General features: G+C 67.9%; 15 protein-coding genes. 14 read left to right on the top strand and 1 reads right to left on the bottom strand.

Annotated features, from left to right (window positions below; genetic code table 11):
- The first annotated feature begins 33 nt into the window (after positions 1-33).
- The 14 genes from chrA to ASC65_RS04290 all read left to right on the top strand — a co-directional run bounded on the left by chrA (position 34) and on the right by ASC65_RS04290 (position 12,996).
- Entirely contained in the window at positions 34-1,239 is a 1,206-nt protein-coding gene (gene chrA, locus ASC65_RS04355; RefSeq protein WP_056449871.1) for a chromate efflux transporter, read from the top strand.
- 180 nt (positions 1,240-1,419) lie between these two features.
- Positions 1,420-2,331, top strand: coding sequence for a 30S ribosomal protein S2 (rpsB, locus tag ASC65_RS04350; RefSeq protein ID WP_056449869.1), 912 nt, complete (start codon positions 1,420-1,422; stop codon positions 2,329-2,331).
- Between the two features lie 230 nt (positions 2,332-2,561).
- Positions 2,562-3,503, top strand: a complete 942-nt coding sequence (gene tsf, locus ASC65_RS04345; RefSeq protein ID WP_056449867.1) for a translation elongation factor Ts — start codon at positions 2,562-2,564, stop codon at positions 3,501-3,503.
- 85 nt (positions 3,504-3,588) lie between these two features.
- On the top strand, positions 3,589-4,281 hold the full coding sequence (locus ASC65_RS04340) for an SMI1/KNR4 family protein (protein WP_056449866.1): 693 nt from the start codon (positions 3,589-3,591) through the stop codon (positions 4,279-4,281).
- Positions 4,278-4,676 (top strand): hypothetical protein, encoded by a 399-nt coding sequence (locus ASC65_RS04335; protein WP_056449864.1) that lies wholly within the window; start codon positions 4,278-4,280, stop codon positions 4,674-4,676. The genes ASC65_RS04340 and ASC65_RS04335 overlap by 4 nt, the downstream gene beginning before the upstream one ends.
- Before the next feature lie 192 nt (positions 4,677-4,868).
- Entirely contained in the window at positions 4,869-6,470 is a 1,602-nt protein-coding gene (locus tag ASC65_RS04330; protein WP_056449861.1) for a M20/M25/M40 family metallo-hydrolase, read from the top strand.
- A 189-nt stretch (positions 6,471-6,659) separates the two neighbouring features.
- Positions 6,660-7,673, top strand: coding sequence for a hypothetical protein (locus ASC65_RS04325; RefSeq protein ID WP_056449859.1), 1,014 nt, complete (start codon positions 6,660-6,662; stop codon positions 7,671-7,673).
- A 65-nt stretch (positions 7,674-7,738) separates the two neighbouring features.
- Positions 7,739-8,164, top strand: a complete 426-nt coding sequence (gene mce / locus ASC65_RS04320) for a methylmalonyl-CoA epimerase (RefSeq protein ID WP_056449857.1) — start codon at positions 7,739-7,741, stop codon at positions 8,162-8,164.
- On the top strand, positions 8,164-8,433 hold the full coding sequence (locus ASC65_RS04315) for a DUF1467 family protein (protein ID WP_442854116.1): 270 nt from the start codon (positions 8,164-8,166) through the stop codon (positions 8,431-8,433). Before mce ends, ASC65_RS04315 begins: the two co-directional genes overlap by 1 nt.
- Positions 8,433-8,771: a DUF3088 family protein gene (locus tag ASC65_RS04310; RefSeq protein ID WP_056449855.1), complete on the top strand. Its 339-nt coding sequence runs from the start codon at positions 8,433-8,435 to the stop codon at positions 8,769-8,771. The genes ASC65_RS04315 and ASC65_RS04310 overlap by 1 nt, the downstream gene beginning before the upstream one ends.
- Before the next feature lie 259 nt (positions 8,772-9,030).
- Positions 9,031-10,347 carry a proline--tRNA ligase gene (gene proS / locus ASC65_RS04305; protein ID WP_056449853.1) on the top strand — a complete coding sequence of 439 codons (1,317 nt, stop codon included), beginning with the start codon at positions 9,031-9,033 and terminating at the stop codon, positions 10,345-10,347.
- Complete coding sequence (locus tag ASC65_RS04300) at positions 10,344-11,648, top strand: lipoprotein-releasing ABC transporter permease subunit (protein ID WP_056449851.1); 1,305 nt, start codon at positions 10,344-10,346, stop codon at positions 11,646-11,648. The genes proS and ASC65_RS04300 overlap by 4 nt, the downstream gene beginning before the upstream one ends.
- Positions 11,641-12,342 carry an ABC transporter ATP-binding protein gene (locus tag ASC65_RS04295; protein WP_056449849.1) on the top strand — a complete coding sequence of 234 codons (702 nt, stop codon included), beginning with the start codon at positions 11,641-11,643 and terminating at the stop codon, positions 12,340-12,342. Before ASC65_RS04300 ends, ASC65_RS04295 begins: the two co-directional genes overlap by 8 nt.
- Positions 12,343-12,447: 105 nt before the next feature.
- Positions 12,448-12,996 carry a PepSY-like domain-containing protein gene (locus tag ASC65_RS04290; RefSeq protein WP_235561389.1) on the top strand — a complete coding sequence of 183 codons (549 nt, stop codon included), beginning with the start codon at positions 12,448-12,450 and terminating at the stop codon, positions 12,994-12,996.
- A 206-nt stretch (positions 12,997-13,202) separates the two neighbouring features.
- Here ASC65_RS04290 and ASC65_RS17520 read toward each other — a convergent pair whose 3' ends face one another.
- Positions 13,203-13,319: a hypothetical protein gene (locus tag ASC65_RS17520; RefSeq protein ID WP_235561388.1), complete on the bottom strand. Its 117-nt coding sequence runs from the start codon at positions 13,317-13,319 to the stop codon at positions 13,203-13,205.
- Between the last annotated feature and the right edge of the window lie 392 nt (positions 13,320-13,711).

Here is a 13,711-nt window from a genome sequence, read left to right as displayed (position 1 = left end):
GACTGGAGTGCGGCTTCCCGGCATCATCCGCCCATGACGGACAGCACCTTCCAGCCGCCGCCTATGTCCCTGGGAGCGCTGTTCCTGCGCTTCCTCCGTTTCGGCTGTCTGGCCTTCGGCGGACCGGTCGCGCAGATCGCCATGATCCGCCGCGAACTGGTCGAGCAGGAGCGCTGGATCTCCGGCGAGCGGTTCAACCGCCTGCTGGCTGTGATGCAGGCCTTGCCGGGGCCCGAGGCGCACGAACTGTGCGTCCATCTTGGCATGCGGGCGCGCGGGCGGATCGGCGGCCTGCTGGCGGGGCTGGGCTTCATGCTGCCAGGCTTCGTGCTGATGACGCTGGCGGCCTGGCTCTACTTCCGCTTCGACATCGCCGAGGGCGCGCTGGCGCCGGCCCTTCTGGGTGCGCAGGCGGCGGCGGTCGCGCTGGTGGCCCGCGCCTCCCAGCGGATCGGCGCCCATGTGCTGTCAGCCCGGGCGCTGTGGACCCTGGCCATTCTCGCCGCCGTCGCGACCCTGGCCGGCGCGCCCTTCTGGCTGCTCCTGCCCGCCGCCGGGGCCGTCCACCTGCTGGTCAATGCGGGACGGCGAGGGGAGGCCCTGGTCCTGGTGGCGGTCGTCGCCGTGACCGCCGTTGTCTTGCGGACCACCGGGCTGGGCGCGGGCGGGCCCGGCGCGGCGGCTGGACCGCTCGCCGCGGCCACCCTCGGCGCCCTGTTCCTGGCGGGCCTGAAGGGTGGGCTGCTGACCTTCGGCGGCGCCTACACCGCGATTCCGTTCGTGCGCCAGGACGTGGTCGGCCCGGGCTGGGTTCGCGACGGTACATTCCTCGACGGCGTCGCTCTGGCCAATGTCCTGCCGGCGCCGCTGGTCATCTTCGCCACCTTCTCAGGCTTTGCGGCGGGCGGGTTCGCAGGCGCGGTCGCCATCACCATCGGCATGTTCCTGCCGGCCTTCGCCTTTTCCCTGACGCTCTACGACCGGCTGGAGGCCGTGGTCTCCGCGCCCCGGGTGCATGCGGCGCTCGACGGCGTCGCCGCGGCCGTCGTCGGCGTCATCGTCGCCACCCTCGTCAGTCTGGCCGCCAGCCTGCTGAGCGAAGCCGGCGACCGCGCCTGGATCGTAGCCGGGCTCGGCGCCGGAGCCCTTGGGGCGCTGTTCGTGCTGAAAGGCCGCTTCGCCGCGCCGCTGGTCCTGCTGGCCGCCGCAGTGCTGGGCCTCTTCATGCTCGGCGGCTGATCACCGGCCAAGCTCAAGTCCCGCTTGCCTTTTCCGCCCGACCCGCCTAGAAGCCGCGCGCACTTCGCACGTGGGCGTGGCGCAATCGGGGGAGACATCCCCGTCTGCACCATTCCGAGGATCCAGCCGGATCTTTAAAGCGCCCACGCAACGTCTATCGGAAAAAGGACACTACCGATCATGGCTCTGCCTGAATTCTCCATGCGTTCGCTGCTCGAAGCCGGCGCGCACTTCGGTCACCAGACGCACCGCTGGAACCCGAAGATGGACAAGTACATCTTCGGCTCGCGCTCGAACATTCACATCATCGACCTGTCGCAGACCATGCCGCTGCTGCACCAGGCTCTGGTCGAAGTCCGCAACGTCGCCGCCAAGGGCGGTCGCGTGCTGTTCGTCGGCACCAAGCGTCAGGCCGCTGACCCGGTCGCCGAAGCCGCCAAGCGCTGCGCCCAGTACTACATGAACAACCGCTGGCTCGGCGGCACCCTGACCAACTGGAAGACGGTCTCGGGTTCGATCGCCCGCCTGCGTGAGCTGGACGGCCTGCTGGAAACCGGCGGCGACGGCCGCAACAAGCGCGAACTGCTGAGCCTGCAGCGCGAGCGCGACAAGCTCGACGCCTCGCTGGGCGGCATCAAGGACATGGGTTCGATCCCGGACATCATGTTCGTGATCGACACCAACAAGGAAGCGATCGCGATCCAGGAAGCCCGCAAGCTGAACATCCCGATCATCGCCATCCTGGACACCAACTCGGATCCGGACGGCATCACCTTCCCGGTCCCGGGCAACGACGACGCCGCCCGCGCCATCCAGACCTACTGCGACCTGGTCGCCGACGCCGTCCTGGACGGCCTGGCCGCCGGCCAGTCGGCCTCGGGCGTGGATCTCGGCGCCGCCGTGAACCCGGACGAGCCGATGCTGCGCGAAGCCAAGGCCCCGAAGGCTGAAGTCGAAGCCGCTCCGGCCGGTACGGAAGGCGTCGCCGCCGAACTCGAAGCCGCTGCCGAGCCGGCCGTCGCCGACGAAGCCGCCCAGGCTGCGACCTCGGAAGCCAACGACGCCGTCGAAACCGAGAAGGGCGCGGTCTAAGCGACCCCGCTCCGCTCATCCCGGCGAAAGCCGGGACCCAGTGCTTTGGGTGAAGGTCGCCACAGTTGACCCGCCCCTCGCTGACCAGATCCGCCGGCGTCACGCTGGAAAGGTCTGGGTCCCGGCTTTCGCCGGGATGAGCGGGGGGCGGGGGCGACCCACCGTCAAACTGACATGAGGCCGGGTTAACCCCCGGCCGTTCCCGCATACGAATACCCAAGGAGACTACCATGGCCGAGATCACCGCCGCCCTCGTTATGGAACTGCGCGCCAAGTCCGGCGTCGGCATGATGGACTGCAAGAAGGCCCTGCAGGAAACCAATGGCGACATCGAAGCCGCCATCGACTGGCTGCGCGCCAAGGGCCTGTCCAAGGCCGCCAAGAAGGCTGACCGCGTCGCCGCCGAAGGCCTCGTCGCCGTGGCCTCGAAGGAAGTCGGAGCCGGTGAAGTCGGCGCCGCCATCGAGTTCAACGCCGAAACCGACTTCGTCGCCCGTAACGACCTGTTCCAGAACGCCGCCAAGAAGTTCGCCCAGCTGGGTCTCGAGCACGCCACGCTCGAAGGTCTGCACGGCGCCGAACTGGAAGCCGGCAAGACGGTGCAGGACGAAGTCACCAGCATGATCGCCACCATCGGCGAGAACATGCAGCTGCGCCGCGCCGCCCGCCTGTCGGTCGACGAAGGCGTGGTCGCCTCGTACGTCCACAACTCGGTTTCGCCGGGCGTGGGCCGCATCGGCGTGCTGGTCGCCCTGCACGGCGGCGGCGACAAGGCCGCCCTGCGTGAACTGGGCCGCAAGATCGCCATGCACGTCGCCGCCACGGCTCCGCTGTCGCTGAACACCGACGACCTGGACCCGGCCGCGATCGAGAAGGAACGCGCTGTCCTGACCGAGAAGGCCAAGGAAGAAGGCCGTCCGGAAGCGATGATCGCCAAGATCGTCGAAGGTCAGATCAACAAGTTCCAGAAGGACGTGGTGCTGACCAAGCAGCCGTTCGTCATGAACCCGGATCAGACCATCGAGCAACTGGTCGCTGAAACCGGCAAGGAACTGGGCGCGCCCGGCCTGCACCTCGCCGGCTTCGTCCGCCTGGCCCTGGGTGAAGGCGTCGAGAAGGTCGAAGGCCCGGACTTCGCTTCGGAAGTCGCCTCAATGATGGGCGGCAACTAAGGCTTCCATCCTAACGCGGGATGCGCACATTGGGGCCCGGCGACGACGAGTCGCCGGGCCTTTTTGTTTGGTGGAGTAGTGCGAAATGCCGGTGGCTACCTTGGCTCGACTGGACGATGTCGAACTGGGCGCTCCGATCGACGCATCAGTCCTGCGTGATAGACTGGCGTCGGCAGGCGTGCACCTACCGCTCGATCACCTTGAGTTCTTGATCCAGGCTAACGGGCTCACTGCTTACGCGGGCTACTACCGCTTGTTCGGCGTTGATGCCCCGAACGGGTGCATGATCAGCTGGAATCAGCCTGAGATGTGGAAATTCGCCTGGGCTGGGCGGTGTGATCAGTACTGGTCGTTCGGTGAAACCGGCTGGGGCGACCAGTATGCCTATCGTCTGGGCGACCCGGCTGATCAGAACGTCTACTACCTTGACGCTTTCGCCATGACGGCGGAGCCGATCGTAGCGAGTTTCACCGAGTTCCTTCAATCCGAGTTCCTGACCTGTGCCGTGAAGCCATTCGACGAAATGACGGCACGTGCGCGAGAGCGATTTGGACAGCTGCCCGCAGATGCCCACCTCGTCTACTCGCCTTCGATCCTTCTCGGCGGCGCTGAACACCTGGACAGAATTCAGATGATGCCCGCGCGTGCTGCGATGATCGTCAATGGCGACATCGCGGTTCAGCTTGATGCGGCGCCAGACGGAGCCATGTGCGGTGGCATGCGTCCTTACCTGGACGATCTCGGGAGAACGAGGGTGACGCTGGAGTGGAGCGTATGATTGATGGCCAATTCGACGAGGACGGCGGCGGCTATGACGCTGACGACTGGAGCCGGCTGACGGCCTTCACCGGGCGGGTCGCGTCCCTGGACGACGTCCAGGCCCGCAAGGCGGTGTTCGCGCTCGGCGAGACCGACGACGCCCGGCCGATCGATATGGAGCTGCCCCAGCCGGTGATCTGGTGGGAGGCCGACGGCGAACAGGCGGCGGTGGCCGTGCAGGCCGAAAGCCATATCGGCCCGGACGGCGACGAGATGGACGTCATCGGCCTGATCCTGCCGGACGGCGGCGGCGCGGTGGCCCTGCTGGAGGACGTCGACCTGGTCGACGACACCGACCCGGTCTGGCGCCGGCTGGTCGAGGAAGCCGTCGGTCCGGACGCGGCCGAGGACTGACGCCCGGCGGCGCGCCGCCGCACGTCGCCGCCTGGCGGATGCTGGCGGAGGGCCGACGGCTGACCATCCCCGGCTGATCCGGAAATGCACGGGCGCGCGACGGACTGACGCCTCGCCGACGTTCATCTCCCTTTGCACTACGGCGGCGCTTCCGATCTTATCGCGCCGTCCAGTGATTCAGGGGGAGCCTCCATGCGTCTTGCCGCCGCCTTCGTGTCCGCGTCCGTTCTCGTGCTCGCCGCGGCCATGCCCGCCGCCGCCCAGTCGGTCGACCGCGCCGCGATCAACACCATCGTCGATCAGGGCTTCAACCACTCGGAGGTGATGAACACCGCCGCGCACCTGACCGACAACATCGGCGGCCGCATGACCAACTCGCCGCAGATGCGCGAGGCCGAGGCCTGGACGCAGCAGCAGTTCCGCGACTGGGGTCTGTCGAATGTCCGCGCCGAGGGCTTCGAGTTTGGCCGGGGCTGGTCGATCGTTCGCTCCAGCGCCCGCATGACCGCTCCTCGCCCCATCGACCTGCGCGTCATTCCGGTCGCCTGGACGCCGGGCACCAACGGCGTGATCAGCGGCGGCGTCGTCGTCGCCCCGATGACCACGGCGGCCGACTTCGACAAGTGGCGCGGCAAGCTCTCCGGCAAGATCGTCATGGTCACCAAGCCGGACACCGGCTCCGAGCCGACCGAACCGGCCTTCAAGCGCTGGACCGATGACGAGCTCGCCGGCCGCACCAACTTCGTGCTGCCGACCCACACTGAGCCGAGCCTCGGCGGTCTGCGTGAGGCGGCCTTCGCCGAACGCCTCGACGCCTTCCTCAAGGAGGAGGGCGCGATCGCCTGGGTGCGCATGTCCCAGCGCGACGCCGGCCTGTTGCACGGCACCGGCTACACCTACCGCGTCGGCGCCACCCCGGTCGTGCCGGGCCTGGAGCTGGCGGCCGAGGACTACCGCCGCCTGGCCCGCCTGGCGAAGACCGACACCCCGCCGACGCTCGAGCTGATGAGCGAGGTCCAGTTCCACGACGAGGACGTCAACGCCTACAACATCCTCGCCGACATCCCGGGCACGTCACGCAGCGGCGAATACGTCATGGCCGGCGCCCACCTCGACAGCTGGGTCGCCTCGGACGGCGCAGTCGACAACGCCGCCGGCAGCGCCGTGATCATGGAAGCCGCGCGCATCCTCAAGGCGTCGGGCGTTCGACCCAAGCGCACCATCCGCTTCGCCCTGTGGAACGGGGAAGAGCAGGGCCTGCTCGGCTCGCTGGCCTATGTCGACCAGCATCTGGCCACCCGCGCCCCGCTCGGCGACGCCGCGCTGGACGCCCTGCCGAACAGCCGCACCTGGCGCCAGCGCTGGCCGGTCCAGCCGCGTCCGGGCCACGGCGACCTGGTCGCCTACTTCAACCTGGACAACGGCTCCGGCAAGATCCGCGGCATCAACGCCGAGGGCAATATCGCCGCCGTACCCTTCTTCGAGGAATGGCTCGAGCCGTTCGGCAGCATGGGCGCCTCCACCGTCTCGCTGCGCAACTCGGGCGGCACCGACCACGTCTACATGCAGTCGGTCGGCATCCCGGGCTACCAGTTCATCCAGGACCCGCTCGATTACAGCAGCCGCCTGCACCACACCTCGATCGACAGCTACGACCACCTGAAGCCGGAAGACCTGCGTCAGGCCGCCGTGATCCTGGCCAGCATCCTGCTCAGCGCGGCCAACAGCGACGAGCCCCTGCCGCGCATGCCGATCCCGACCCAGCCGACGCCGACGGATCCGTTCGCGTACTGATCGGGTGCGCAGCCCTGCCCTTGGGATGGGGCGCGTGACCACAGCGGTCCGCGTCCCACTCCGCTCGGGGCGCCTAGGGTTTCGCCCGATTGGCCTGGCGAGGGGGTGTTGATACCGATTCCCCCAAGGCCTTAGCCAGTCGGGCGCGACGCTTGCTCTACCGGTCAAAGAGGCACGGGAGAGCGCGGGATGTACGTCACAAGGTCCACTGGATTCGCGGCCGCAGTTTCTGTTTTTCTGGTCGGAGCGGCCACCGCCCAGGAGGCCGCTCCCGCAGGCGACGCCTCCTCCGCCCGGCCGGAAATCACCCTCGCTGCGGCGGCGGCGATCGCTACGGTCGATCTGGCGGGAGCTGCAGAGCCCGACCCCCTCCCGCCTGCGCTCGACGCGGCGAGCCCTGCGCCTTCGCCCGAAATCTCCGCCTATCCGCCCGTCGCCGCCTCGGCCCCGATCGCCGCGGCCCAGTACGACGATCCCTGGCGCTTCTCGATCACCCCCTATCTCTTCCTGCCGGCGATCGAGGGACAGTTGAGGTTCAATCCGCCTCCGACCAACGACGGCGCGCCGCGAGTCGCCATTGACGCTCAGGACATCCTTGAAGCTCTGAATTTCGCCTTCATGGTTACGGCGGACGCCCACTACGGTCGGTTCGGCGTCATGACTGACCTGATGTACGTCGATCTCAGCGCCCAGAACGCCAGGGTGGACCAGATCCTTCGTCCCGGCGGGATCATCGATGTTCCGGTCGATGTCGACACCAGCGTCGACTTCAATGCCTGGCTGTGGACCGGCGCGTTCGGCGTTGAGTTCGGCGACCCCGGGGCGCTGACCTTCGAACCCTTCCTGGGGTTCCGCTACATGAGGAACGAGGTCGACCTCGACTGGGCGTTCGTGGGGCCCGTAGGTCAGTTCCCTCAGACCGGCAGCCTCACGCAAGAGCAGAACTCCTGGGACGGCATCGCCGGCGTGCGGGGGTTCGTTTCGCTCGGCGAGGACAGCCGGTGGAGCGTGAACTATTACGGCGACGTCGGCGCAGGCGATTCCGAGCTCACCTGGCAGGTGATGGGCGGCGTCGGCTACGCCTTCGGCTGGGGCGACCTTCGCTTCGCCTGGCGGTATATCGCCTATGACCAGGGCGACGACGCCTTCCTGCAGGACTTCAATATGAACGGTCCGGCGTTCGGCGCGACATTCCGCTTCTAGGAAACGCCCCTCCGCGACACACGGCCCTCCTTCACCGCCGCCGCGAGACCGGCTAATGCCTGCGGATGATCGGAAGACTGAACCACGTCGGCGTCGCTACCCCCTCCATCGAGGCCAGCGTCGCCCTCTATCGCGACATGCTCGGCGCGACGAAGGCGCATGAGCCGTTCGACCTGCCGGCGCAGGGCGTCCGGGTCTGCTTCGTCGACCTGCCCAACAGCCAGATCGAGCTGATCGAGCCGCTCGGCGACGACAGCCCGATCCACGGCTTCCTGGCCAAGAACCCCAAGGGCGGCCAGCACCACATCTGCTTCGAGGTCGAGGACATCCTCGCCGCCCGCGACGCCCTGCGCGCCAAGGGTGCGACCATCCTGGGCACAGGCGAACCGCGCATCGGCGCCCACGGCACGCCGATCCTCTTCCTCCATCCCAAGGACATGGGCGGCGTCCTGGTCGAGCTGATGGAAACGCCGAAAGACGGAGCGCACTGATGCACCCCATGCCGATCGGCCTGTTCACCATGGTCGCCATCTACGTCATCTGCTGGTGGACGGTGCTGTTCACCGTCCTGCCCATCGGCATGAACCAGGAAGGGCAGGAGAAGCCGACCGACGGCGCCCAATGGGGCGCTCCGGCGAACCCGCCGTTGAAGCGCAAGTTCATCACCACCACCTGGGTCTCGATCCTGGTCTGGGTGTTCGTGATGGTGCTGGTCTACATCGGCTGGATGCCTCTGCCTGAACTGGCCCCGCCGGGCTGATGACCGACCGCCTCTTCCTGCTCAATCCGGACTGGTTCGACGCCGAGGGCGGCCCCTGGTACTGCCCCGCCGGCGCCGTGGTGGAAGGCGTGCTCGCCTTCTATCCGGCCCTGCGCGACCAGCTCGCTATTACCTATCTGGACCACCCGCGGCCCCGCCCGCCGGTGATCGAACTGGTCGGCGAGGACCACCAGAGCTGCCCCATCCTGATCCTGGACGGCGACTTCGACTGGCCCGAGGCCCAGACCAGCGAGGCCACCGGCGCCCGCTTCCTCCAGGACGGGGCGATCATTCCGTACCTGGCGGCGCGCTACGGCATCGGCCTGCCGCATCCGTAGGGAGCGACGAGTGGTTAGTGGCGATTGGCGAGTGATCTGAACCCCGGCGCGACGTTCGGAACTCTGTCGAGGGGGCGACGCTTGTGTTCGCCGACCGCGCCACTCGCCACTCGCCACTCGCCACTCGCCACTCGCCACTCGCCACTCGCCACTCGCCACTCGCCACTCGCCACTCGCCACTCGCCACTTCCCGCCTAGCTTTCGCCCCGTCCTCCCGGCTAAAGCACATAGCCCCACGCCTTCCTCCCGGATTCTGACCATGCGCCTGTCGCGCTACTTCCTGCCCACCCTCAAAGAGGCGCCCTCGGACGCCCAGATCGTCTCGCACCAGCTGATGCTGCGCGCCGGCCTGATCAAGCAGGAGGCCGCCGGCATCTACGCCTGGCTGCCGCTGGGTCTGCGGGTGCTGAAGCGCATCGAGCAGATCGTGCGCGAGGAGCAGACGCGGGCAGGGGCCGTCGAGCTGCTGATGCCGACCCTTCAGCTCGCCGACCTGTGGCGCGAGAGCGGCCGCTACGACGCCTACGGCCCGGAGATGCTGCGCATCACTGACCGTCACGAGCGCGAGCTGCTGTACGGGCCCACCAATGAGGAGATGATCACCGACATCTTCCGCGGCTTCGTGAAGAGCTACAAGGCGCTGCCGCTGAACCTCTTCCACATCCAGTGGAAGTTCCGCGACGAGCGCCGTCCGCGCTTCGGCGTCATGCGCGGCCGCGAGTTCCTGATGAAGGACGCCTACTCCTTCGACATCGACGAGGCCTCGGCCCGTCGGGCCTACAACCGCATGTTCGTGGCCTATCTGAACACCTTCGCCCGCATGGGCCTGAAGGCCGTGCCGATGCGCGCCGACACCGGCCCGATCGGCGGCGACCTCAGCCATGAGTTCATCGTGCTGGCCGACACCGGCGAGAGCGCCGTCTTCTGCGACCGCAAGCTGGTCGAGATGCCGGCCCCGGGCGCCGATGTGAACTGGGACGACCTGCAGGCCATCGTCGACGAGCGCACCTCGATGTACGCCGCCACCGAAGAGATGCACGACGCCTCGGCTTTCGAGAGCCAGACCGCCGAGAGCGACCGCCTGTCGGCCCGCGGCATCGAGGTCGGCCACATCTTCTACTTCGGCACCAAATACTCGGCCCCGATGAAGGCCAAGGTCGCCGGGCCGGACGGCCAGGACACCGAGGTCCACATGGGCAGCTACGGCGTCGGCGTGTCGCGTCTGCTGGGCGCCATCATCGAGGCCAGCCACGACGCCGGCGGCATCATCTGGCCGGACTCGGTCGCCCCCTTCGACGTCGTCGTCATCAACTTGCGCGCCAATGACGAGGCCGTCTCGGCCGCCTGCGAGGACGCCGTCGCCAAGCTGGAGGCCCTCGGCAAGGAGGTCCTCTACGACGACACCGACGAGCGTCCGGGCGGCAAGTTCGCCACCGCCGACCTCATCGGCGTGCCGTGGCAACTGACCATCGGGCCCAAGGGCCTGGCCGACGGCGTGGTCGAGCTGAAGCGCCGCGCCACCGGCGAGAAGATCTCCGTGTCCCTCGAAGACGCCATCGCGAGACTGACTGCATGACGGACGCCGTGTCGGTCGAAAAGCCGATCAAGCCCGCCGGTCCCTTCTCCGCATGGGAGTTCGGCCTGGCGTTCCGCTACCTCCGGGCCAAGCGCAAGGAGGGCGGCGTCGCCCTGATCGCCGTCATCTCCTATGTGGCCATCGCCCTGGCGGTGATGGCGCTGATCACGGTGATGAGCATCATGGGCGGCTTCCGGGCGACGCTGCTCGACCGCATGCTGTCCTTCAACGGGCATATGTTCGTGCAGGGCTATGTTCTCAGCTCGCCGAACCGCGACGCCGTGATCGAGCGCATCGGCCGGGTTCCCGGCGTGATCAGCGTCTCGCCCCTGACCAACAGCCAGAGCCTCGTGCAGGCCCGCGGACAGACGACCGGCGCCATCGTCCGCGGCATCCGTCCGCAGGACCTGGACTCGATGTCCTTCGTCTACAACAGCCTGACGCCCGAGGCCCGTCGCAGCTTCGGCCAGGGCCCCTACGGCGGCGACGGCATCATCATCGGCAAGGCCCTTGCCGACAGCATGGGCCTGGCCGTCGGAGACCCGATCACCCTGTTTTCGCCGACGGGCGCCGACAGCGCCATCGGCAACCTCGGCGGACTGGAGAAGGTCTACCGCGTCGGCGGCGTCTTCACCTCCGGCACCGCCGAGTTCGATCGCGCCTTCATGTTCATGCCGCTGGAGCAGGCCCAGCTCTTCTTCGGCAAGGAGGGCGTCTGGGACGTGGTCGAGCTGAAGGTCGAGAACCCCGATCAGATCGATCGCCTGCTGACGCCGGTGCGCGAAGCCACGGCCGGCATGGGCATCGTCACCGACTGGCGCGACGGCATGGCGGCCTTCTGGGGCGCGCTGAAGGTCGAGCGCGTGGCCATGAGCATCGTCCTGGGCCTCGTCGTGGCCATCGCCGCCCTCAACATCATCTCCGGCATCGTCATGTTGGTGAAGAACAAGACCCGCGATATCGCCATCCTGCGCACCGTCGGCGCCAGCCAGGCGTCCATGCTGCGCATCTTCTTCATCGCCGGCGCGACGATCGGCGTGGCGGGCACCCTGACCGGCCTCGTTCTCGGACTGCTGTTCTGTCTGAACGTCGCCAGCATCCAGCATTTCCTTGAGGGGCTGTTCGGCGTCCAGCTGTTCAACGCCGAGGTCTATATGCTCGACGCCATCCCGGCCAAGGTCGATCCGATCGATGTGATCTGGGTCACCATCTGGTCGGTGTTCATGAGCTGCGTCGCCTCGCTGTTGCCCTCCTGGCGGGCGGCCAAGATGGATCCGGTCGAGGCGCTTCGTTATGAGTAATCCCGTCCTGTCCGTGCGCGGCGTGACCCGCACCTACGAGACCGCCACCGGCGGCCTGACCGTGCTCAAGGGCGTCGATCTCGATGTCATGCCCGGCGAGGTCGTTGGCCTGATCGGCCCGTCCGGCTCCGGCAAGTCCTCGCTGCTGCACGCCGCCGGCCTGCTGGAGCACCCGACGACCGGCCAGATCCTCATCAACGGCGAGCCCGTCGGCGACCTGCCCGAGCGCGCCCGCACCCACCTGCGCCTCCAGCGCATCGGCTTCGTCTATCAGTTCCATCACCTGCTGCCGGAGTTCGACGCCCGCGATAACGTGGCCCTGCCGCTGCGCATCGCCGGAGTGAACCTGGCGGCCGCTCGCGCCCGTGCTGAGGAGGTGCTGACCGCCCTGGGCCTCGGCGATCGGATGAGCCACCAGCCGGCTCAGATGTCGGGCGGGGAGCAGCAACGCGTCGCCGTCGCCCGCGCCCTGGCCAACCGTCCGCGCCTGCTGCTGGCCGACGAGCCGACCGGCAACCTCGATCCGACCACCAGCCAGACGGTCTTCGAGGCGCTGCACAAGCTGGTCAAGGAAACCGGCGTCGCCGCTCTGATCGCCACGCACAACATGGAGCTGGCCGGCCACATGGACCGCGTCTTCGCCCTGAAGGACGGTCACCTGGAAGAGCGCCCGGCCGAAAGCCACGCCTACTAGGGGACGGCTGTCGGGCAGAGCAGGGCCGTTCGACCGCCCCGCTGCCCCTTTCCGGCCTAGCGGTCTGCGCCTACGCTCCAGGCTTCCCCAAACTGGAGGTTCGTCATGTCCCGCCGCCTTGTCGCCGCCGCCGTTGTCACCGGTGTCATAGCCGTCGCCGCCTGCAATCAGACCGAGCCCGCGGCCGCGCCCGAGGCCGAGGCCGTCGCCCCCGTCGCTCCGCCGACCAAGATCACCGCCACGGCCGCGGCCGAGATTCCCGAGGGGGTGCGCGCCGCCGTCCTGGCCGCCCGGCCGGGAATGGTCATCGCCGAGGCCGAGCTGAAGGAGCGGGAAGGGCGGCGCTATTACGACGTCGAAGGGACAGTCGACGGCGCTGAGATCGAACTGGACCTGCTGGAGACGCCGCAGGGCTGGCGGGTAGTCGAGATCCAGCGCGACCTGCCCTGGACCGCCGTTCCCGCCGGCGTCCGCGCCGCCGCAGAGTCCGCTCGAGCCGGGTTTGCGCCCGTCCGCGTCATCGAGAGCGTCCAGGCCGAGGACGGGGCTGTGATCTACGAACTGTTCGCCGACGGCCAGCCGGCCACGCCGGTCCTGGAGGTGCGGGTCAAGGACGGCCGCACCGAGGTGCTGAAGGAGACCTGGCCGCATTGAGGCGATGGGCTCAGTCAATTCCAGTACGCAAGGCCTAGCCGGCCTAGGCCTTTCGGCAGGGTTGCGGAAACCCTAGTTTCTCGCTGAACCTGCGGTTGCGAAGGGTTGGCCCTACCGCCCTTCGCTGGCCCACCTGACGCACAAATCGGGGGTCTGGCGGCCCGTCTGCGTTGTTGCTGCCGCAGACGGGTCGTCTAAGGGCCCGGCTACTTCTTGCCGGGCGGCGTCGTGAAGGGCGAGCTCGAGACGGACACCGCCGGCTTCGGCTTCTCGGCCTTGGGTTTGCGGACTTCCTTGTTCTTGCGGACCTGACCCTTGGCCATGACGGCTCTCCGGGACGCCTGCCGCCGGAAGGGCGGATGGAGGGTTGGCGTCGCCGACACCCTAGCGGGAGCTGCGCCCGCAGGGGAACTCATTCGCCGCGCTTGACGGGAACGAAACTGGAACATAGAACATTCCCAGAACACGAGTTGATCCGGGAGGACGGTCATGGCGCGTATGGTTCGGGATATGGTTTCGCTGGCGGCCTGCGGCGGCTTCGTCGCCATGGTCTGGGTTGCGGCCCTCAGCGTCGCGCCGATCTGATTCAGACTCTGCGTCTCACCGCGCCCCAGTGAATCCAGACACTTGCGGCCCGATTTCAGACTATTCAGACGATTCAGACTCTGTTTTTTCCGGCCCAGGGCGCCGGGACGATTTCAGACTGTTCAGACCA

The sequence above is a fragment of the Brevundimonas sp. Root1279 genome (assembly GCF_001425945.1).
Taxonomy (GTDB): domain Bacteria; phylum Pseudomonadota; class Alphaproteobacteria; order Caulobacterales; family Caulobacteraceae; genus Brevundimonas.
This window is presented reverse-complemented; position numbering and strand designations above follow the sequence as displayed.